The following is a 20,829-nucleotide window of genomic DNA, read 5'->3' on the forward strand; positions in this document are numbered from 1 at the left end:
CGCGGAGGACGGAGCGGACGTGATGGGCGCGGAGGGGACGGGAGCGGACGTGATGGGCGCGGAGGGGACGGGTGCGGACGGAGCGGGGGGCGACCCGGTGAAGGCCGCGATCCGGGAACGGGTGCTGGCGCACGCCGAGGCGCTGGTCGGACTGAGCCACCGCATCCACGCGCACCCCGAGACCGCTTTCGCCGAGCACCGGGCGGCGGAGTGGACGGCGCGGGAGCTGCGGGCGGCCGGGTTCGAGGTGACCGCCGGGGCGGGCGGCCTGCCGACCGCCTTCTCCGCGTCGTACGGCTCCGGCCCCGTGACGGTGGCGTTCTGCGCCGAGTACGACGCGCTGCCCGGCCTCGGCCACGCCTGCGGGCACAACGTGATCGCCGCCGCGGCCGTCGGCGCGGGCCTGGCGCTCGCCCCGGCCGCCGCGGCGCTCGGCCTGACCGTGAAGGTGGTGGGCACCCCCGCCGAGGAGCGCGGCGGGGGCAAGGCGCTGCTGCTGGAGGCGGGCGTCTTCGACGGCGTGGACGCGGCCATGATGGTGCATCCGGGGCCGTTCGAGACCGTCAGGTTCCGCTCGTTCGCGCTCGGCACCCTCGACGCCGAGTACCTCGGCCGCCCGGCCCACGCCACCCTGGCCCCGCACGAGGCCCGCAACGCCGCCGACGCGATGACCCTGGCCCAGGTCGCGATCGGGCTGCTGCGCCAGCAGCTCCCGCGCGACTGGCACGTGCACGGCGTGGTGACGGCCGCGGGGGAGGCGCCCAACGTCATCCCGGCCCGCGCCACGGCGAGTTACGAGATCAGGACCGCCAGGGCCGAGGACCTCGCGGCGCTCCGCGCCCGGGTGGAGGACTGCTTCCGGGGAGCCGCCACGGCGGCCGGCTGCGAGCTGCACCTGACCCGCCCGGAACCGGACTACCTGGACTTCCGCGACGACGCGGGCCTGGCGGAGCTGTACGCGGCCAACGCCGCCGCGCTCGGGCGGCCCGCCCCGGTCGAGCGGGAGCCGTTCGCGATGACCGACATGGCCAACGTCTCGCACGCGGTCCGCGCCATCCACCCGATGCTCGACATCGGCGCCGGCGGGGCCGTGCCGCACGACGCCGCCTTCGCCGCCGCCGCCGCGGCCCCGGCCGCCGACCGCGCGCTGCTCGACGCCGCCGTGCTGCTCGCCTGGACGGCGGCCGACCTGGCGCGGCGGTGACGGCCGACGGCGCGGTCGTGACGGGCGGCCGGGTGCTCGGGCTCGGCGGTGGCGGCCGGTCGGGTGCGGTGGCGGCCGTCCGGCGCGGCGGGGGCGGGGGCGGTCCGGCCGTGACGGGCGGCCGGGTGCGGCCTCCGGTCCCGGAACGCCACCCCCGTTCGCTCTTCAGGAAACGTTCAGGCTATGGTAAGCCGGTCCTAAGTTAGGTAAGGCTTACGAGTGGAGGCCACCGTGCTCGCGAGTTACCTCATCGGCCTCCGTGAAGGTCTGGAGGCGGCGCTCGTCGTCTCCATCCTGGTGGCCTTCCTCGTCAAGAGCGACCGCCGCGACCGGCTGCCGCTGGTCTGGGCGGGCGTCGGGGCCGCGGCCGTGCTCTCGATGGTGTTCGGCGCGCTGCTCACCTTCACCGCCGCCCACCTCGACCTGCAGCAGCAGGAGCTGTTCGAGGCGGTCGTCTCGATAGCGGCGACCGTGTTCGTCACGTCCATGATCTTCTGGATGCGGACGGCCGCCCGGCGGATGTCCGGCGAGCTGCGGGAGAAGCTCGGCGAGGCGCTGCGGCTGGGCCCCGTGGCCGTCGTCGTGGTGGCGTTCCTCGCGGTGGCGCGCGAGGGGCTGGAGACCACGCTGCTGTGGTTCGCCGCCGTGCAGGGCGCCACCACCACCGCCAGCCCGCTGATCGGCATCTCCCTCGGCCTGCTGACCGCGGTCGCGCTCGGCTGGGGGCTGTACCGCAGCGCCCTGCGGATCAACCTCACCACGTTCTTCACCTGGACCGGCCTGCTGCTGATCCTCGTCGCCGCCGGCATCCTCAAGTACGGCGTGCACGACCTGCAGGAGGCCGGGTTCCTGCCGGGGCTGAACACCCACGCCTTCGACATCAGCGGCGTCCTCGACCCCGGAGCCTGGTACTCGATGGTGCTGGGCGGCATGTTCAACGTCACCGCCCAGCCGAGCGTCCTGGAGACCGTCGCCTGGGTCGCCTACGCGGTCCCCGTCCTCGTCCTCTTCCTGTGGCCCGGCGGCAGGACGCCCGCGGGTCCCGCCCCCCAGCCGGCCCAGACCGCTTCCTGACCGGAGTCAACGCAATGCGCACCCCCACCGCCCTGCCCGCCGCCGTACCCGCCGTGGCGGCCGCCGTCCTCGCCCTCGCCGGTCTCGCCGGCTGCTCGTCGGCCGATCCCGGCTCCGGCACGGGGGCCACGGCCGCCGCCGGGGCGAAGGACGGCCCGATCGCCGTCGCCGCCACCGACACCGAGTGCAGGGTCGCCGCCGCCGAGGTGGCCGCGGGCACCTCGACGTTCTCCGTGACCAACGGCGGCGCCAAGGTGACGGAGTTCTACGTCTTCGCCGCGGGCGACCGGGTGATGGGCGAGGTGGAGAACATCGTCCCCGGCCTGACCCGCGAGCTCGTCGTGGAGCTTCCGGCGGGCACCTACGAGACGGCCTGCAAGCCCGGGATGACCGGCAAGGGCATCCGCAACGCCCTCAAGGTCACCGGGGAGCACAAGCCGCTGACGGACGACGCGAAGCTCGCCGAGGCCGTCGCCGGCTACAAGCGGTACGTCAAGTCCCAGTCGGACACCCTGCTGGTCAAGACCAAGGAGTTCGTGGACGCCGTCAAGGCCGAGGACATCGACAAGGCCAAGGAGCTGTTCCCCGTCTCCCGCACCTACTGGGAGCGCATCGAGCCGGTGGCGGAGATCTTCGGCGACCTCGACCCGGCGATCGACGCCCGGGAGAACGACGTGGCCGAGGGCGAGGAGTGGACCGGCTTCCACAAGATCGAGAAGGATCTGTGGGTCGCCGAGGACGTCTCGGGCGACGACGAGCTGGCCGACAAGCTGATGACCGACGTCACCACGATCGTGGAGAAGGCCAACGCGGCCGAGCTCTCCCCCGTGCAGCTCGCCAACGGCGCCAAGGAGCTGCTCGACGAGGTGGCCACCGGGAAGATCACTGGCGAGGAGGACCGCTACTCCCACACGGACCTGTGGGACTTCGCCGCCAACCTCCAGGGCTCCAGGGCCGCGGTCCAGGCGCTCCGCCCGGTCCTGGAGGAGCGCGACCCGGCGCTGGTGAAGACCCTGGACGAGAGGTTCGCCGCCGCCGAGGCCGCGCTGGAGGCGCACCGCAGCGGCGACGGCTGGAAGCTGCACACCGAGCTGTCGAAGGAGGACCTGCGCGTGCTGTCGGACGCCATCAACAGCCTCTCCGAGCCGATCAGCAAGGTCGCGGCGGTGGTGGTCCGGTGAGCGGGCTCAGCCGCCGGTCGCTGTTCGGGCTGGGCGCCGCGGGCGTCGCCGCCGTCGGGGCCGGCGCGGTCACCGCCCGGGTGCTCGCGGACGAGCCGCCCGCCGCCCGCACGGTGTCGTCGTCCTCGGCGGCCGACGCGGTGCCGTTCTACGGCGAGCACCAGGCGGGGATCACGACCCCCGCCCAGGACCGGCTGCACTTCGTCGCCTTCGACGTGACCACCACCGAGCGGGCCGAGCTGGTCGACCTGCTGCAGGAGTGGACGGCCGCCGCCGCGCGGATGACCCAGGGCAAGGAGGCCGGCGCGCTCGGCGCGGTCGGCGGGGCCCCGGAGGCCCCGCCGGACGACACCGGCGAGGCCCTCGGCCTGCCCGCCTCCGGCCTCACGCTGACGGTCGGCTTCGGGCCGTCGCTGTTCGACGGGCGGTTCGGGCTGGCCGGCCGGAGGCCGCCCGCGCTCGCCGACCTGCCCGCCTTCCCCGGCGACGGGCTGCTGCCCGAGATCTCCGGGGGGGACGTCTGCGTCCAGGCGTGCGCGCACGACCCGCAGGTGGCCGTGCACGCGATCCGCAACCTCGCGCGGCTCGGGTTCGGCAGGGTGAGCGTGCGCTACTCGCAGCTGGGCTTCGGCCGTACGTCGTCCACCTCCCGGGCGCAGGCCACCCCGCGCAACCTGATGGGCTTCAAGGACGGCACGAACAACCTCAAGCTCGAGGACACCGCGATGCTCCGCGACCACCTGTGGGCGGCCCCGGGCGACGGCCCTGCCTGGATGGACGGCGGCGCCTACCTGGTCACCCGCAAGATCCGGATGCACATCGAGACCTGGGACCGCGCCCCGCTGGCCGAGCAGGAGGCGATCTTCGGCCGGGACAAGGGCGAGGGCGCCCCGCTGTCCGGGAAGGCGGAGTTCGACGAGCCGGACTTCGCCGCGACCGGTTCCGGCGGCGAGCCGGTGATCCCCCGGGACGCCCACATCCGGCTCGCGCACCCCACCGCGCACGGCGGGGCACGCCTGCTGCGCCGCGGCTACAACTACGTCGACGGCTCCGACGGCCTGGGCCGGCTCGACGCGGGCCTGTTCTTCATGGCCTACCAGCGCGACCCGCGCAAGCAGTTCGTCCCGGTGCAGAAGGCGCTGGCCGCCACCGACCCGCTCAACGAGTACATCAAGCACGTCTCCAGCGGCCTGTTCGCCTGCCCGCCCGGCGTGGTGGACGCGGGCGACCACTGGGGCAGGGCGCTCTTCGCCTGAGGGGCCGCGGCCCGGCCGGAGCTGGCGGCCTTGGCGGTCATGGTGCACGGCCGCGAGCGCAAGGTCGTCGAGGCGTTCGCCGCGGCGCTCGCGGAACTGCCCGACGATCACGCTCCGAAGTACTATGAACACGCTTACAGCATGTCCGCACCCGAGGTGCGGCGCCTTCTGGAGGAGATCATGACGTCCACCACCTGGCCGGTCTACAGCCCCTTCGCCCGTGAGCACTACGGCCGCGGCCTGGAAGAGGGCAAGCTCGAAGGCAAGGCGGAGGGCAAGGCGGAGGGCAAGGCGGAGGGCAAGGCGGAGGGCAAGGCGGAAGGCAGAGCCGAGGAGGCGGCCCGGCTGGTGCTGCTGGTGCTGGCCGCCCGCGGTCTGCAGGTGCCGGACGACGTCCGGGCCCGGATCGCCGCCTGCGCCGACCTCGCCCGGCTAGAGTCCTGGGCGACCCGCGCGGTGACCGTCCCGACCGTGCACGACCTGTTCGGCGAGACGGACGAAGCGGACCGCTGACGGGCATCCGTCACATGGCTCCGGTGAGCCGTCTCCGGCCTGCGACCGGCCTGCGACCGGAACGTTCGGGTCCGCCGGTCCACCCCGCCGCGCGAGGACGAGCCTGCGGTGCCGGCGCCGAAGGGGCGGGCGCGGGGCGACGCCCGCCGGTGCCCGGGGGCTCCGGCGGGCGCCTGGACGGCGTCGGCCGTTACGGGGCGTCGTAGCCGAGGGTGTAGTTACCGCTGCCGCTGTAGGAGTGGACGCGGTAGCGGTAGGTGCCGGCGGTGCCGTTGTAGGTCAGGCTCTCATCGGGGCCGTCGGAGGTGCTGCGGGCCACGGTGCTCCAGCCCAGGGAGCCCCGCTTCTGCAGGTACAGGTCGAAGTCGGCGCCGTCGGGGCCGTCGAGGCAGGCGCGGTGCGTCCCGGTGGCGGTGGTCGGGAAGGAGCCGCCGTCGGGCTGGTACTGGCTGGCGCCGGAGCTCAGGGTCCCGGTCCTGGTGGTCTCGAAGCCCTGGCAGGCGCCGCCGCCCGGACCGCCCACGGTCAGCGTGAAGGCGGCGGTGCGGGTGGCGGTGGCGCCGGTGCCGGTGACGGTGACGGGGTAGGTGCCCGCGGGGGTGGTGGCGGAGGTGGCCACGGTCAGTCTCGCGGTGCCGCCGGCCTGTACGGAGGCGGGGGTGAAGGAGGCGGTGGCGCCCGCGGGCAGGCCGGAGGCGGACAGGGCCACGGTCTGCGCGGAGCCACCGGTGACCTGGGTGGAGACGGTCGCCTCGACGGAGCCGCCGGGGTCGGTGGAGGCCGAGGCCGGGGCGACCGCGACCGAGAAGTCGTTCCCGGACGAGCACGGGGCGTCGTTGCCCGCCACGTTGACCGCGGTCCAGGCCGCCTGGACGGTCCGGTACTCGGCCGAGCAGCTGCCGTACAGGTCGGTGGCGGCGCGGAGCGTGTAGGCGCGGGCGGTGTTGGCCGGGTTGCCGCTGTTGACGTAGCGGGTGCTGGAGGTGAAGTAGGAGTCCAGCGCCCGGAACCAGATCTTCTCCGCCTTCGCCCGGCCGATGCCGGTCACCGCCGGGGCCGAGCCGCACACCGGCGAGGTGCCGTACGGGGTCGCCCCGGTCCCCTCGGCGAGGTCGAAGAAGAAGTGGTTGCCGACGCCGGAGGAGTAGTGGACGTCGACGCTCGCGGTGGAGGTCGACCAGCAGGAGTGCGAGCTGCCGTCCAGCGCGGGGTTGTACATGTAGCGGAGCGGGGCGCCGTTGCCCCTGATGTCGATCTTCTCGCCGACCTGGTAGTCGCCGGGGTCGGCGCTGTTGCCGGCGTAGAACTCGACCATGTTCCCGAAGATGTCGCTGGTGGCCTCGTTCAGGCCGCCGGACTCGCCGGAGTAGGTCAGGCCGGCGGTGTTCTCGGTCACGCCGTGGGACATCTCGTGCCCGGCCACGTCGATGGCGACCAGCGGCTTGGCGTTGCCCGAACCGTCGCCGTAGGTCATCTGGGAGCCGTCCCAGAAGGCGTTGACGTAGTTGCTGCCGTAGTGGACCCGGCTCGGCACGCCGCTGCCGTTGCCGAAGATGCCGTTGCGGCCGTGCACGTTCTTGAAGTAGTCGAACGTCGTGGCGGCGCCGTGGTGGGCGTCCACTCCGGCCGACTGGCGGTTGCCGTTGGAACCGGTGCCCCAGGCGTTGTCGGGGTCGCTGAACGTCGTGCACGTGCCGCTGGTGCGGTTGTTCATGTCACACGTTCTGCCGTTGCCGCGGTCCGGGTCGACCATGGTGTACGAGCTCCCGGACTGCGTCGTGGAGATCGTGACGGTGCCGGAGTAGATCGAGTTCCCGGTCCCGTCGACCAGGGTGTTCGCGCTGCCCCCGGTGTGCGCCGGGACGCCCTCGACGGCCGACCGGATCTCGTCGTAGGAGTCGGTGACCTCCCCGGAGGAGGCGTCGACGATCACGTGCAGCCGCGAGGGCGTCTGCCCGTCGGCGGCCCAGCCGCCGACCACGGTCTCCCAGGCCAGGCGCCCCTGTCCGGAGGAGGCGTCGACGAACAGCTCTGGATCGCCGACCTCGGTGATCTTCCCGGTGAACGCGGCCTTGGCCTTCCCCGCGGCGGTGGCGGCCGACGCCTTCGGGGTGGTGCCGAGCGTCAGCGCCTCGGTGAGTCCGACCGAGGCGTCGGTGAAGGCGCCGTCGGACCCGAGGTGGACGACGAAGTCGCCGCCGCGGACCCGCAGGCCCCGGTAGGTGCGGTGGTAGCGGACGTGCGACGCGCCGTCGGCGTCCACCCGGACGTTCTGGACCTTGTAGTCGTCCTGGCCGGCCCCGCGGATCGCGTCGCGGTGCCGCTCGATGGCCTGTTCGGCCCTGGCCACGGCGGCCGCGTCGGCGGGCGCGGGGGGCGGATCCGCCCAGGCGGGTACGGCGAGCACGGTGGCCGCCGTCAGGGCGGTGGCGATACCGACCGGAGTCAGTACCCGGAGGAACCCTCTCATGCTGTTCTCGCTCTCTGGCGATGTGGGGGGACCGCGGTGGCGGCGTACGGCCGCCGCCGCGGACATCGACGCGAGACCTGCCATGGCGGGCGGGGCCCGTCAGGATCTGCCGGCAGGGATCGCCGCGAACAACGCGGACGAACGGTCCCACTCCGGACGGAAATGGGTCAATATTTTCAACTCCTGCTGCAAACTTCTGTCGATCGACTGCCGGGGTGATCGCTCAGTGCGCCGGGTTCTGCACGGAGAGCGAGGGAAGGCGCTTGCTGCGCCGGGAACCGGCAAGCGGATCGGCAAGTGCGTCGTCGGGCGGGATCGCGGGTGGCCGGTGGGCGGGGAGCGCCCATGGGCCGATGGGTCGCTGGGCGGAGGGGCCTGGCTCCGCCGGAAGGCGCTCGGTGGGCGGGAGCGCCCATGGGCCGATGGGTCGCTGGGCGGAGGGCGGCGGGCGGGCGGAGGGGCCTGGCTCCGCCGGAAGGCGCCCGGTGGGGGACCGGGCGGTCCGCTCGCGGTCAGGGGAGGTCGCGGCCGAACCGGTCGGTGAAATCGCGCACATCCGGCCGGCCGCTCCAGCGGGCCGCCAGCCTGCCGCGCAGCCCGCGCAGTTCCCTGCCGATCAGCGCACTCGGTACGGAGACCGCCTCCGCCAGCACCGGGGCGGCGACGGCCAGCGCCGCTTCCGGATCCCCGGCGCACGCGTGGCAGTCGGCCAGCCGCAGCGTGAGCAGCAGCCGGGCGGGACGCATCCGCTCCGCGAGACCGCCCAGCGACCGCTCCATCGCCTCGGCCGCCAGGCAGGCCACCGACCGGTCCGCCGTCAGGGCGGCGATGTCGCGCAGGGCACCACCCGTCCCCGACTCCAGATGGACCTCTCCGGAGGCCCCGCACAGCCACGGTGCCTCGGTCAGATCGCGTTCCCCCAGGCGGGACAGGCCCGTCCGGGCCCGCACCAGGTGCCGCCGGGACTCCAGCGCGTCACCGCCGAGGGCGTGCGCCCGCGCCTCGCAGAGATCGGCCGCGACGGCCGTCCAGCGCAGGCCGGGATCGGCGGTTCTGATCGCGCGTGCGTATGCCAGGGCCGAGGGAGCGTCGTTCTCCAGGCGGGCGACCGTGCTCATGTCGTAGAGGATGGTGGCGCACGCCCCGATGTCGTCGGATGCGGCGGCCCAGCCCAGCCCTTTGTGGAGCCAGGCCATCGCCATCCCGTTCTGGCCGCGCTGCATCCGCAGCTCGCCGGCGAGCTGCGCGTAACCGGTGGCGAGCCGCCAGAGCACCCGCCGGGCCGGCCCCGCGAGCCCCTCCACGCGTCGCGCGATCGCGTGGAGCGCCTGTTCGACCACCGTGATCGTCTCCGGCGACGTCCGCTCGGTGCCGGCGCGCCAGCAGGCCACCAGGAGCCCGGAGAGCACGTGGACGGTGTCGGAACCGGTATCCGCCGGGAGATCGGAGGCGCAGAACGCGAGATACGCCGGGAGCGCGTCCACCGGCGCGGGAACCGTACAGCCCGCGTCGTCGTGGAGGGGGCACTCGAAGCCGCGGCCGGGCAGGCGGCACGGCCAGCCGAACACGTCCGGGAAGACCAGGCCGGCGGCTCCGGCGTCCCTGCCGTCTCCGCTGCCCGCGCCGTCCCCGCCGTCGCCGGGCAGTGGGCCGAATCTGCTTCCGGCGGCCCCGGGCGGTGGGCCGAGTCCGCTTCTGCCGATGGCCCCGGGCGCACCTTCCGTCTCCTCGTGCCGGGATGCCGTATAGACCGCCAGCAGCTCCCCGCCGGCTCCGAGGACCTCGTCGAGGCGGCGGGCCAACTGCGGCGACGGCTCGCGCCTGCCGCCCTCCAGCTTGCTGATGGCGCTGTGATCGTAACCGACCCTGGTACCGACCTGTGCCTGGGTGAGACCGGCCCGCTGCCGCCAACGGCGGAGCTGACGGCCGAACTCGGCCCAAGGCGTCAGCGCTCCGGGTGCGTCCGCCCGAGTGTCGACGACGTCCACCAGACCTCCCGCGCGCACGGAGCACACCGCGTGGCGCGATATGTCACCACTCGGTCACCGAGGTGCCGGGATCGTAACACCCGCCGTCCGCCACTGATATAAGCCTTCCGCGCAGACCGGCCATCCGGCTTTGAGGGAATGTGATCCCCTCAAGCTCCTGGCTCATGTCCGGTGTCCAGTGAATGATCTGGTTCTGTGGGAAGTTCTGGGAAGTCCGCGGTTCGGCAGCGGATCGTCGGTCCATCACCGATGTGATTACTCAATGTGATTCATGTGTGACAATAAGCGACGTGCCATCTCCCCGACATGACTCTCTGATCAACCTCTTCCGCGACCGCCCCGAGCTGGCCGTGGAGATCCTGCGCGACCTGCTGGGGCAGGACCTGCCCGTCACCCCGCTGGTCCGGCTGGAGAACACGACGTTCAACACCCGGCCCTCCGACGACATCGAGGCCGACCTGGTCCTCGCCCTGGGGCCGCCGGCCGCTCCGGCGCACGCGATCATCGTCGAGATCCAGCAGGACAAATCCAAGAATCCCCGGCAGCTCGCCCGCTACGCCGCCGCGCTCTGGCTGCTGCTGGGCTGCGACGTCACGGTCCTGGTGGTCTGCCCCGACGCCAGGACCGCCGAGTACTACGCCCGGCCGATCGATTCGGGCCTGTCCGGTTACCGGCTGCAGGCCTGCGTGCTGGGGCCGGACGGCATCCCCGCCATCACCGACCCGCAGCAGGCCGCGGCCCGGCCGGAGCTGGCGGCGATGGCGGTCATGGTGCACGGCCGCCAGCGCAAGGTCGTCGAGGCGTTCGCCGCGGCGCTCGCGGAACTGCCCGACGATCACGCTCCGAAGTACTATGAACACGCATACAGCATGTCCGCACCCGAGGTGCGGCGCCTCCTGGAGGAGATCATGACGTCCACCACCTGGCCGGTCTACAGCCCCTTCGCCCGTGAGCACTACAGCCGCGGCCTGGAGGAAGGGAAGGCCAAGGGCAGAGCGGAAGGGAAAGCGGAGGGCAAGGCGGAGGGCAAGGCGGAGGGTAAGGCGGAGGGCAAGGCGGAGGGCAAGGCGGAGGGCAAGGCGGAGGAGGCGGCCCGGCTGGTGCTGCTGGTGCTGGCCGCCCGCGGTCTGGAAGTGCCGGACGACGTCCGCGCCCGGATCGCCTCCTGCGCCGACCTCGGTCGGCTGGAATCCTGGGCGACCCGCGCGGTGACCGTCCCGACCGTGCACGACCTGTTCGGCGAGACGGACGAAGCGGACCGCTGACGGGCATCCGTCACATGGCTCCGGTGAGCCGTCTCCGCCTTCGGCGTGGCCGGGGGCGGAGACGGACCGGTCATCCGGCTCGGGCCACGACCGCCGCCGGTGTCAGGAGCACCGCGGCCAGGAACGCCGCCGCGAGGAAGGCGGCGGAGACCAGCAGCGCGGCCGGGTAGCCGGCGGCGACCGCGAGGGCGCAGACGCCCACGCCCAGCGCGCCGCCGAGCATGCGCAGCGACTGGAACAGGGTCATGGCCCGGCCCATCACCTCCGGGCCGACGCCGTCGAACGCCGAGATCTGGACCGCCGTCACCGCGTGCCCGAGCACCAGGCCCACCGAGAACATGATCGCTCTCAGGGCCCAGGGGCCGGGGGCGGCCAGGGCGAGCACCGTGAACAGCGCCGCACCGCCGAGCAGGCCGAGCGCCGTCACCCGCCGTTCGCCCCACCGGGCGCAGACCCGGTCGACGGCGAACCCGGCGGCCATCAGTCCCAGCGCCTCGGGGAAGACCACCAGCCCGGCCTCCGAGGCCGAGGCGCCCAGCGCGTCCTGGTACATCAGCGGGAAGACGAAGAGCATGCCCATCAGGCCCGCCGCCGCCAGGGACGCCGCCGCGGCGCCGCGCAGGAAGCCGCGGTCGGCGAGCGGCCGCAGGTCCAGCAGCGGAGAGGCGGCCGTCCGCTCGGCCGGGACCAGCAGGGCGGTGAGCACCGCCCCGGCCGCCAGCGCCGCGATCACCCACGGGGATGCCCAGCCGCCCGCGGCGGCCTCGCCCAGCCCGTACATCAGCAGGCCGAAGCCGGAGGCGGCCAGCAGCAGGCCGCGCAGGTCGAACCGGCCCGCCGCCCCCGCTCCGGGGGAGGGGACACGGACGGCCGCGAGTCCGAGGAGCACCGCGGCGACGCCGAAGGGCACGTTGAGATGGAACGCCCACCGCCAGGAGAGGTGGTCGGCCAGCAGCCCGCCGAGGACCGGGCCCAGCGCGGGGGCCAGCGCCGTCGGCACGACGATGTACCGCGACAGCCGCATCCGCTCCTCGGGGGCGTAGGCGGTGAACAGCATCGTCATGCCGGCCGGGGTCAGCACCCCGCCGCCGACGCCCTGCAGCACCCGGAAGCCCACCAGGGAGTCCAGGTTCCAGGCCAGCCCGCACAGCGCCGACGCCGCGGTGAACAGCGCCAGCGCGGCGAGGAACACCCGCGCCGCGCCGTACCGGTCGCACAGCCACCCGGCGACCGGCATGGACACCGCCAGGCTGGCCAGGAAGGAGCCCTCCACCAGGTTCGCGGCGGCCGGGCCCACGCCGAGGTCGGCGGCGATGGAGAACAGCGCCGGGTTGACGATCGTCGCGTCCAGGCCGTTCATGCACATGGCCGTCACGTAGACGGTCAGTACGGCCCCGCGCGCGGCCCGGCCCGCCTCCGCCGGACGGTCCCGCGCCGGGGTGGACGATCCACTCACCGGGTCAGGCTCCGGGGACGCAGGTCGGTCCAGTGCGCGGCGACGTAGGCCAGGCAGGCGGCGCGCGCCTCGGGGCCGAAGCGGACCGCCCAGCCGTCGGGGACGGCGGCGAAGGACGGCCAGATGGAGTGCTGCTCCTCGCCGTTGGCCAGGACGAGGAACTCGCCGTCGGGGTCGTCGAAGGGGTTCATCGGTTCCGCTCCCGGAGTCGGGCCGCGACGATCGCGCCGATCTCGGCGATCGGTCCCGGCCGGGTCATGTCCTTGTGGCTGCAGGCCACGTCGTGGGCGTCGATCATGCCGCTGACGTGGGGCCGCCAGGTGTTCGGGGTGAGGGTGTCGTCGATGGTGTCGACGGTGGCGCGGAAGAACAGCACGTCGCCGTCGAACACCCGGGTGTCGAGCCCCCGCACCAGGCGGTTGGTGTTCAGGTAGAGGTCCCGCAGCGAGCGGAGCGTCTCCACCGGCAGGCCCGCCAGCGGACTGCCCTCCCGGCGCAGCACCGCGATCGCGCCCTCCAGGGTGGACGCGGCGTCCGGCGCGAAGCCGCCCATGGTGAGCAGCGCCTCCAGCGCCTCGGCCTCGTCGGAGGGCGGCAGGTCCCGCATGCCCTCGGCCGGGTAGGCGTCCAGGATCGCCAGCGGCGCGACGCCGTGGCCGGCCAGCCGGAGCTGCACGGCCATCTCCTGGGCGATGATGCCGCCGGTGGACCAGCCCAGCAGGTGGTAGGGCCCCTCCGGCTGGACCGTGCGGATCTGCGCCACGTAGTCGGCCGCGAGGTCCCGCAGCGAACCGGGCAGCGGGTCCCGGCGGGCCTGCAGGCCGTAGATCGGCCGGTCCGGCAGGTGCCGGATCAGACCGCTGTAGCACCAGCTCAGCCCGCCCGCCGGATGGACGCAGAACAGCGGCGGGGCCGAGCCCGTCTCGCGCAGCGGCAGCAGCACCGCCAGCGGGTCGACGCCGCCGTCCCCTCCGCCCTGGACGAGGGCGGCGAGCCCGGCCGGGGTGGGCGCCTCGAAGAGCGCGCCGATGGTCACCTCGGTGCCGAGGACCTCCCGGATCCGGGAGACCAGCCGTACGGCGAGCAGCGAGTGCCCGCCCAGCTCGAAGAAGCCGTCGTCGGCGCCCGCCCGGGGCAGGTCGAGCACCTCGGCGAAGAGCCCGCAGAGCGTCTCCTCCAGGGGCGTGGCCGGAGGCCGTCCCCCGGCGGCGGGCGCGGCGGGCGCGGGCAGCGCCCGGCGGTCGAGCTTGCCGTTGACGGTGAGCGGGAGCGCGGGGATCTCCACGACCGCCGAGGGCACCATGTAGTCCGGCAGCGCCTGCGCCGCGAACCTGCGCAGCTCGGCGGTGTCGAGCACCGTGCCGTGGGCTGTGTCGTGCGCTGTGTCGGGTTCGGTGCCGTGGGCTGTGTCGTGCGCTGTGTCGTGCGGTGTGCCGGGTTCTGTGCCGTGCGGTGTGCCGGGTTCTGTGCCGGGTGCTGTGCCGTGCGCTGTGTCCGGTACGGCGTAGGCGACCAGGCGGCGATCGCCCGGCCGGTCCTCGCGGACGATCACCGCGGCCTGTCCGACCGCGGGGTGGCGCAGCAGCGCCGCCTCGATCTCACCGAGCTCGATCCGGAAACCGCGCACCTTGACCTGCTGGTCGGCGCGGCCGACGTAGTCGAGGGTGCCGTCCGGCTTCCAGCGGGCCAGGTCGCCCGAGCGGTACATGCGCGAGCCGGGCGCGCCGTACGGGTCGGCGACGAACCGTTCGGCGGTCAGCCCCGGTCGGCCGAGGTAGCCGCGGGCCAGGCCGTCGCCGGCCACGTACATCTCGCCCACCACGCCCGGCGGCACCGGCTGCAGCCGGTCGTCCAGCAGGTAGACCCGCAGGTCGGGGATGCCCCGGCCGATGAGGCTGCCCTCCCGGTGGTCCGGGGAGAGCGGCATGTGCGTGACGTGCACGGTCGTCTCGGTGATGCCGTACATGTTGACCAGGAGCGGGCCGCCGCCGGCCGGGCCCGGCTCGTCCCGCGGGCCGGACGGGCCGGGTCTGCGGGCGTACCAGTCGGACAGCCGGGCCAGTTCCAGCGCCTCCCCGCCGAACACCACGTACCGCAGCGCCAGCTCGCGCCCGTCGTCGGCCGCGACGAGCTGGTAGAACGCCGACGGGGTCTGGTTGAGCACGGTGACCCGCTCGCGCTCCAGCAGGGCGAGGAAGTCCTCGGGGGACCGGCTCACCTCGTAGGGGACCACGACCAGGCGCCCGCCGTACAGCAGCGCGCCCCACAGCTCCCACACCGAGAAGTCGAAGGCGTAGGAGTGGAAGAGCGTCCACACGTCGTCGGGGCCGAAGCCGAACCAGTGGTCGGTGGCCGACATCAGCCGGACCACGTTGTGGTGGGTGACGAGCACGCCCTTGGGCCGGCCGGTCGAGCCGGAGGTGTAGATCACGTACGCGGCGCCGCCCGGCGACAGGGACCGCTCGGGGTCGTGGTCGAGCCAGTCGTCCAGGTCCTCCAGCCAGCCGGGGTCGACCACGCAGACCGGTGCGGCGTCGGAGATCATGTAGTCGAGCCGGTCGACCGGGTAGGTCGGGTCCAGCGGCAGGTAGGCGGCCCCGGTCTTCACGACCGCGAGCAGCGCGACGACCAGGTCCGCCGACCGGGGCAGCGCGAGCGCGACGATGCGCTCCGGCCCCGCGCCGTGCGCGGCGAGCTTGTGCGCCAGCCGGTTGGCCCGCGCGTTCAGCTCGGCGTAGGTGAGCTCCGTCCCGGCGGCGGTGACGGCCACGGCGTCCGGGGTGCGGCGGGCCTGCGCCTCGAACAGCTCGGGCAGGGTGGCGCCCGGTTCGCTGACCCGGTCGCCGTTCCAGTCCTCGATCACCGCCCGCCGCTCGGCCCCGCTGAGGATGCCGAGCCCGCTGACGGGCCGCTCCGGGTCGGCGACGGCCGCCTCCAGCAGGCGCACCAGCCGGTCGGCGACGGAACGGGCCGTTCCGGCGTCGAACAGGTCGGCGCTGTACTCCAGGAAGCCGGAGCCGGACCGGTCGAGGTTGAGGGTCAGGTCGAACTTGGCGGTGCCGGTGTGCACCACCTCCACACCCGGGGCCGGGGCGTCCTGGTGCACCAGCATCACCTGGAACAGCGGGTGCCGGTTGCGGGCCCGGGGCGGGTTGAGGACCTCGACCAGCCGGTCGAACGGCGTCTCGGCGTGGTCGAAGGCGGCCAGGTCGGCCTCCTTCACCCGCCGGAGCAGTTCGGTGAAGGTCGGGTCGCCGGAGGTGTCGGTGCGCAGCACGAGCGTGTTGACGAAGAAGCCGACGGCGTCGTCCAGCGCGCTGTCGCCCCGGCCCGCCACCGGCGTGCCGATCGGGATGTCCGTGCCGGCGCCGAGCCGGGTGAGCAGGGCCGCGAGGGCGGCGTGCAGCACCATGAAGACGCTCGCGCGGTTCGCCCGGGCGAGCGCCTCGATCCCGGCGGTCAGGCCGGGGCCGAACCGGACGGGGACCGTGCCGCCCGCGCCGCTGGAGACGGCCGGGCGGGGCCGGTCGGCGGGCAGCTCCAGCCGGTCGGGCAGGCCCGCGAGGGCACCGGTCCAGTAGGACAGGTCGGTGTCGGGCAGGTCGCGCTGCCAGAGCGCGTAGTCGGCGTACTGCACCGGCAGCGGCGCGAAGGCGGGCGCGGTGCGCGCCTTGCGGGCCTCGTAGGCGGCCAGCAGGTCGCGGACCAGCGGCTCCGTCGACCAGCCGTCGCCGGCGATGTGGTGCAGGACCAGCACCAGCACGTGCTCCGTGCCGTCCCCGTCGCCGCCTCGGCCGCCGTCGCCGCCCCGGAGCAGGTGGGCCCGGAACGGGGGCTCGACCGCCAGGTCGAACCCGCGGCGCGCGACGGTCCGGACGGCCTCGGCCAGGTGCTCGCCGGGCTGCCAGACGGGCAGCGGCACCGGGCCGGGCTCCAGGATCCGCTGGCAGGGCACGCCGTCGCGCTCGGGGAAGACCGTGCGCAGCACCTCGTGGCGGGCGACCAGGTCGCCGAGCGCGGCCTCCAGCGCGGTACGGTCCACCGGGCCGGGCAGGCTCAGCGCGATGGGGATGTTGTAGGTCGGGTTCGGCCCCTCGATCCGGTACAGGAACCAGAGCCTGGCCTGCGCGGACGAGAGCGGGACCGGGTCGGGCCGGTGCCGGGGCCGCAGCGGCGGCCGGGCGGCGTGGCCGGCGGGCAGCCGGGTGACGAGCTCGGCGGCGGTGGGCGCCTCGAAGATCGTCGCGATCGGCGTCCGGACGCCGAAGGTCTCCCGGATCCGCACGGCCAGCCGCGCGGCGAGCAGCGAATGGCCGCCGAGCTCGAAGAAGCCGTCCTCCACCCCGGCCCCGGGCACGCCCAGGACCTCGCGGAAGAGGTCGCGCATGGCGTGCTCGGAGGCGTTCTCCGGCTCCCGGCTCCGCCGCGTCGCGGCGTCGACGTCGGGCAGTGCCGCCCGGTCCAGCTTCCCGCTGGGGCTGCGGGGCAGCGCGTCCAGCCAGGCGAAGGCCGAGGGCACCATCCCGGCCGGGAGCCGGGCGGCGGCGAACGCGCGCAGCCCGTCGGCGTCCAGGGCGGTGTCGGTGGCCGGGGCGTCCGGCGATCCGGCGGCGTCCGGGAGGACCGGTGCGTCCGGGGCGGCGGGCTCTCCGGCGGGCTCTCCGGCGGGCACCGCGTAGGCGACCAGCCTGCCGCCGCGGACGGCCACGGCGGCGGCGGAGACCCCGGGGTGCTCCTCCAGCACGGCCTCGATCTCGCCGGGCTCGATCCGGACGCCGCGCACCTTGATCTGGTCGTCGGTGCGGCCGAGCAGTTCGAGTCGCCCGTCGGCGGTCCAGCGGGCCCGGTCGCCGGTCCGGTACAGGCGCGAGCCGCCCGGCCCGGCCACGAACCGCTCGGCGGTCAGCTCCGGGCGGCGGAGGTAGCCGCGGGCCAGGCCGTCTCCGGACAGGTACAGCTCGCCCGCGACCCCGGCGGGAGCCGGCTGCAGCGCGTGGTCGAGCACGTGGGCGCGGGTGCCGAGGGTGGGGCCCTCGGTGCCGTCGCCGAGCCGGGTGTAGGCGTCGACGGTCGCCTCGGTGGGACCGTAGTGGTCGACCGCGAGCGTCCCGCTCTCCCGCAGCCGCCGCCAGAGCGGTTCGGGCACGGCCTCGCCGCCGACCACGACGATCCGCGGCGGCGCCGCCAGCAGCGCGGGCATCTCCTTCAGATGGGACGGGGTCAGGTCGAGGTAGTCGATCGCGTGCTCGCGGACGTGGGCGGTCAGCGCCTCGGGGTCCCGGTAGGTGTCGTCGTCGAGCAGGTGCAGCTCGTGTCCGCCGACCATCCACAGGACGGGGTCGAGGGAGGCGTCGAACGAGAACGACGCGGTGTGCGCCACCCGGAGCCGCTCGCCGGAGGGGAACAGCCGCTCGCGGTGGCTGGCGAACAGGGCCGCCAGGCCCCGGTGGGTCGCGACCACGCCCTTGGGCCGTCCGGTCGACCCCGACGTGTAGATCACGTACGCGGCGTCGTCGGGCCGGGGGAGGGGGAGCCCGGCGCCGGACGGGGGCTCCGCGGGTTCCGGGGAGGCCGGGAAACCCAGGGTCTCCGGGGAGGCCGGGGAGGCCGGGGAGTTCGGGAAGGCCGGGGGACTCAGGGTCTCCGGGGACTCGGGGGGCTCGGAGGACTCGGGGGACGCGGCCAGCCAGTCCGGGGTGACCACGATCGACGGCCGCGCGTCGGCGAGCATGAACTCCCGCCGGTCGGCCGGGTAGGACGGGTCGACCGGGAGGAACGCGGCGCCGCTCTTCAGTACGGCGAGCAGCGCCACCACCAGGTCGGCCGAGCGCGGCAGCGCCAGCGCCACGATCCGCTCGGGCCCGGCCCCTTCCCGGACCAGTCGCCGGGCCAGCCGGTCGGCCCGCGCACCCAGTTCGCCGAAGGTCAGCTCCTCGCCCGAGCAGACGAGCGCCCGCTCGCCGGGCGTCAGCCGTACCCGCTCGTCGAAGACCTCGACGACGCCGCGCGGCGCGGCGGACCCGGCGGAAGACCCGGGGGACCCGGGGGACGATCCGACGGCGGACCCCGGGACGGACCCGGACGGTCCGGTGGAGGACGCGGCGGACCCGGACGGTCCGGCGGGGGACGCGGCGGGCAGGAGCGCGGCGGCGGGCAGGGCCGCCTCGTCCTCCGCGGTGAGCAGCGGCAGGCGGCCGACCGGGGTGCCGGGCGGGACGTCGGCCAGGGCCGACAGGAGCCGGGCCAGCCGCCGGGCGTGGACGGCGAGGTCCCGCTCCGTGTACAGGGCGGCGTTCCCGTCGAGTTCGAGGGTGAGGCGGTCGCCGTCGAGCAGGAGCGCCACCGCCAGGTCGTCGACGGGTCCGGCGGCGAGGTTGCGCACGGTGGCGGGGAACGGACCGAACTTCACGTCGGAGGCGAACGGCTTGATGTTGAGCAGCGGGCCGAACAGCGCGCGCGAGGAGCCGGACAGGCCGAGGTCGCGGCGGAGCTCCTCGATCCGGTAGCGGGAGTGGCGGCGGGCCTCGGCCATCCGCCGGGCCGTCTGGCGGACCAGGTCGCCGAGCGGGACGCCGGGGCGCACGTCGAGCCGGAGCGGGAGCACGTTGACGGTCAGGCACGGCACCCGCAGGGCGGCGCCGGACCGGTTCATCAGCGGCAGGCCGACCAGGACGTCGGTGCTCCCGGTGAGCCGCCCGAGGTAGACGGCGACCCCGGCGGCGGTCACCTCGGCCCAGGTCGTCCGGGTCTCGCGGGCCAGCGCCTCCCAGTGCCCGGTGGCGGGCAGCTCCTCGCGGTGCCGGACGACCTCGCGGGCCGAGAGCGCGGGCGCGCCCGCCAGGCCCGCGGGCTCGGGGGCGCCGTCCAGCAGGCCGAGCCAGTAGGCGCGGTCCTTGGCGTGGCGCTCGGAGCCGAGGTAGGCGGCCTCCTCCTCCAGCACGGGCGCCAGCCCGCCGAACGGGCTCGGGCCGCTCGGCAGGCCGTCGGCCAGCGCGCCGTAGATCTCCGCGACCCGGCCGACGAGCATCGCCATCGCGTAGGCGTCGATCAGCAGGTGGTGCACGCGCAGGTACCAGGTGAACCGGTCGTCGGCCAGGCGGAGCAGGGCGTGGCGGGACAGGGAGCCGTCGGCGCCGCCGTCCACCGGGTCCACCGGGGTGCGCACGTCGGCGCGCATCCACGCCTCGGCGGCGGCCTCCGGGTCGTCCTCGCCGCGCAGGTCGAGGACGGTGATGGAGTCGCGCAGCGAGTCGCACTCCGGCAGGTACTGGGCGGGCTCCTCGGTGAAGCGCAGGCGCAGCGGCTCGGCCTCGGCCAGGCCGCGCCGGAGCGCCCGCTCGAACAGCGCCGGGTCGAGCGCGCCGTGGACGTCGACCCGGTCGGCGGTGTTGTAGACGGGGTTGCCGGGGTCCAGCCGCTGGGCGAACCAGATGCCCGCCTGCGCCCCGGTGAGCGGGAAGGTCTCGGCGCCCGGTCCGAGAGCGCCCGGTCCGAGAGCGCCCGGTCCGAGAGCGCCCGGCCCGGCGGTGTTCAGTCCGGCGGTGTTCGACGCGGAAGCGCTCAACTCAGCAGCTCCGCCCAGGCCGCGACGGTGGGCTTCTCCGCCAGGTCGGCGAAGGTCAGCTCGACGCCCTCGCGGCGCCACCGCTCGATCAGGGTCATCACCCGGATGGAGTCCAGCCCGGCGTCCATGAGGTTCTCGTCGAACTCCAGCTCCTCGGGGTCCACGTAGAGCAGCTCGGCGATCTCGGCGCGGAGCCGTACGGCGGTCTCAGACACCGGCCACCTCCCGGGTGAGGGCGCGGCTGAGCTGACGGGTGGTGACGGTGACGGCGCAGCGCTGGGCGGCGTAGTCGAGGGCCATCCGGTGGTGCTCGGCGGAGAAGTCGGCGACCGCGTCGGCCACCACGAACGGCTGCACGTCCCGCATGAACGCCTCGCAGGCGGTCATCAGCACGCCGATGTGCGCGTAGATCCCGCAGACGATGAGCTGGTCGCGGCCGAGGGAGTCCATCAGCTCGGCCAGGCCGGTCCGCTGGTAGGCGCTGTAGCGCCACTTGGTGAGCAGCACGTCGCCCTCGCGCGGCGCCAGCTCCTCGACGATCCGGGCGTCGTGCGGGTCGGGGCCGATGCCGTCGCCCCAGAAGTCGAGGAGCAGGCCGCGCTGCTCGGCGCTCTGGCCGCCGGGCTGCGCCGAGTAGACGACGGGCACGCCCAGCGCCGCGCAGTGCTCGCGCAGCGCCAGGACGTTGGACATCAGCTCGACCAGCGGCGACCGCCCGGGGGTGAAGGCGCGCACGAAGTGGTTCTGCATGTCGTGGACGAGCAGGACGGCGCGGCGGGCGTCGGGCCGCCACGCGACCCGGTTGGCGGGCAGGGTGTCCGGCATCGGGTACGGCTGGATCGGGGGGATCGCCATGGT

At 74.5% G+C, this 20,829-nt stretch carries 13 protein-coding genes; 6 read left to right on the forward strand and 7 right to left on the reverse strand.

Translation table 11 applies throughout. From position 1 onward, the window contains the following. Nucleotides 1-22: 22 nt before the first annotated feature. From HS045_RS14945 to HS045_RS14965, 5 genes are all read left to right on the forward strand, one after another. The gene (locus HS045_RS14945) at nucleotides 23-1,204 is read left to right on the forward strand and encodes an amidohydrolase (protein WP_196451959.1); all 1,182 of its coding nucleotides are present in this window, start codon (nucleotides 23-25) and stop codon (nucleotides 1,202-1,204) included. Between the two features lie 231 nt (nucleotides 1,205-1,435). Next, nucleotides 1,436-2,278 (forward strand): iron uptake transporter permease EfeU, encoded by an 843-nt coding sequence (efeU, locus tag HS045_RS14950; RefSeq protein WP_307827530.1) that lies wholly within the window; start codon nucleotides 1,436-1,438, stop codon nucleotides 2,276-2,278. A gap of 14 nt (nucleotides 2,279-2,292) precedes the next feature. Next, nucleotides 2,293-3,459: an iron uptake system protein EfeO gene (efeO, locus tag HS045_RS14955; RefSeq protein ID WP_196451961.1), complete on the forward strand. Its 1,167-nt coding sequence runs from the start codon at nucleotides 2,293-2,295 to the stop codon at nucleotides 3,457-3,459. Continuing rightward, nucleotides 3,456-4,715, forward strand: a complete 1,260-nt coding sequence (gene efeB / locus HS045_RS14960) for an iron uptake transporter deferrochelatase/peroxidase subunit (protein ID WP_196451962.1) — start codon at nucleotides 3,456-3,458, stop codon at nucleotides 4,713-4,715. Before efeO ends, efeB begins: the two co-directional genes overlap by 4 nt. Before the next feature lie 39 nt (nucleotides 4,716-4,754). Next, entirely contained in the window at nucleotides 4,755-5,228 is a 474-nt protein-coding gene (locus HS045_RS14965) for a hypothetical protein (RefSeq protein WP_374191392.1), read from the forward strand. 190 nt (nucleotides 5,229-5,418) lie between these two features. Here the strand turns inward: HS045_RS14965 and HS045_RS14970 are convergent, their stop codons facing one another. Both HS045_RS14970 and HS045_RS14975 read right to left on the reverse strand, forming a co-directional pair. Further along, nucleotides 5,419-7,698 (reverse strand): M4 family metallopeptidase, encoded by a 2,280-nt coding sequence (locus HS045_RS14970; RefSeq protein WP_196451964.1) that lies wholly within the window; start codon nucleotides 7,696-7,698, stop codon nucleotides 5,419-5,421. A 512-nt stretch (nucleotides 7,699-8,210) separates the two neighbouring features. Beyond that, nucleotides 8,211-9,686 (reverse strand): helix-turn-helix transcriptional regulator, encoded by a 1,476-nt coding sequence (locus HS045_RS14975; RefSeq protein ID WP_196451965.1) that lies wholly within the window; start codon nucleotides 9,684-9,686, stop codon nucleotides 8,211-8,213. A 290-nt stretch (nucleotides 9,687-9,976) separates the two neighbouring features. Between HS045_RS14975 and HS045_RS14980 the strand changes: the two genes are divergently transcribed. Next, nucleotides 9,977-10,951 (forward strand): hypothetical protein, encoded by a 975-nt coding sequence (locus HS045_RS14980; protein WP_307827531.1) that lies wholly within the window; start codon nucleotides 9,977-9,979, stop codon nucleotides 10,949-10,951. A gap of 70 nt (nucleotides 10,952-11,021) precedes the next feature. Here HS045_RS14980 and HS045_RS14985 read toward each other — a convergent pair whose 3' ends face one another. Genes HS045_RS14985 through HS045_RS15005 form a run of 5 tightly spaced genes read right to left on the reverse strand, consistent with a single transcriptional unit; the run spans nucleotide 11,022 to nucleotide 20,826 of the window. After that, nucleotides 11,022-12,407: a DHA2 family efflux MFS transporter permease subunit gene (locus tag HS045_RS14985; protein WP_196451966.1), complete on the reverse strand. Its 1,386-nt coding sequence runs from the start codon at nucleotides 12,405-12,407 to the stop codon at nucleotides 11,022-11,024. Further along, nucleotides 12,404-12,598, reverse strand: a complete 195-nt coding sequence (locus HS045_RS14990; protein ID WP_196451967.1) for an MbtH family protein — start codon at nucleotides 12,596-12,598, stop codon at nucleotides 12,404-12,406. The genes HS045_RS14985 and HS045_RS14990 overlap by 4 nt, the downstream gene beginning before the upstream one ends. Further along, nucleotides 12,595-19,971: a non-ribosomal peptide synthetase gene (locus HS045_RS14995; protein WP_196451968.1), complete on the reverse strand. Its 7,377-nt coding sequence runs from the start codon at nucleotides 19,969-19,971 to the stop codon at nucleotides 12,595-12,597. Before HS045_RS14995 ends, HS045_RS14990 begins: the two co-directional genes overlap by 4 nt. Beyond that, nucleotides 19,968-20,186 carry a phosphopantetheine-binding protein gene (locus HS045_RS15000; protein ID WP_068897513.1) on the reverse strand — a complete coding sequence of 73 codons (219 nt, stop codon included), beginning with the start codon at nucleotides 20,184-20,186 and terminating at the stop codon, nucleotides 19,968-19,970. Before HS045_RS15000 ends, HS045_RS14995 begins: the two co-directional genes overlap by 4 nt. Next, nucleotides 20,179-20,826, reverse strand: a complete 648-nt coding sequence (locus tag HS045_RS15005) for an isochorismatase family protein (RefSeq protein ID WP_196451969.1) — start codon at nucleotides 20,824-20,826, stop codon at nucleotides 20,179-20,181. The genes HS045_RS15000 and HS045_RS15005 overlap by 8 nt, the downstream gene beginning before the upstream one ends. Between the last annotated feature and the right edge of the window lie 3 nt (nucleotides 20,827-20,829).

Origin of the sequence: Planomonospora sp. ID82291, assembly GCF_015711645.1 — a bacterium.
Lineage (GTDB): Bacteria > Actinomycetota > Actinomycetes > Streptosporangiales > Streptosporangiaceae > Planomonospora.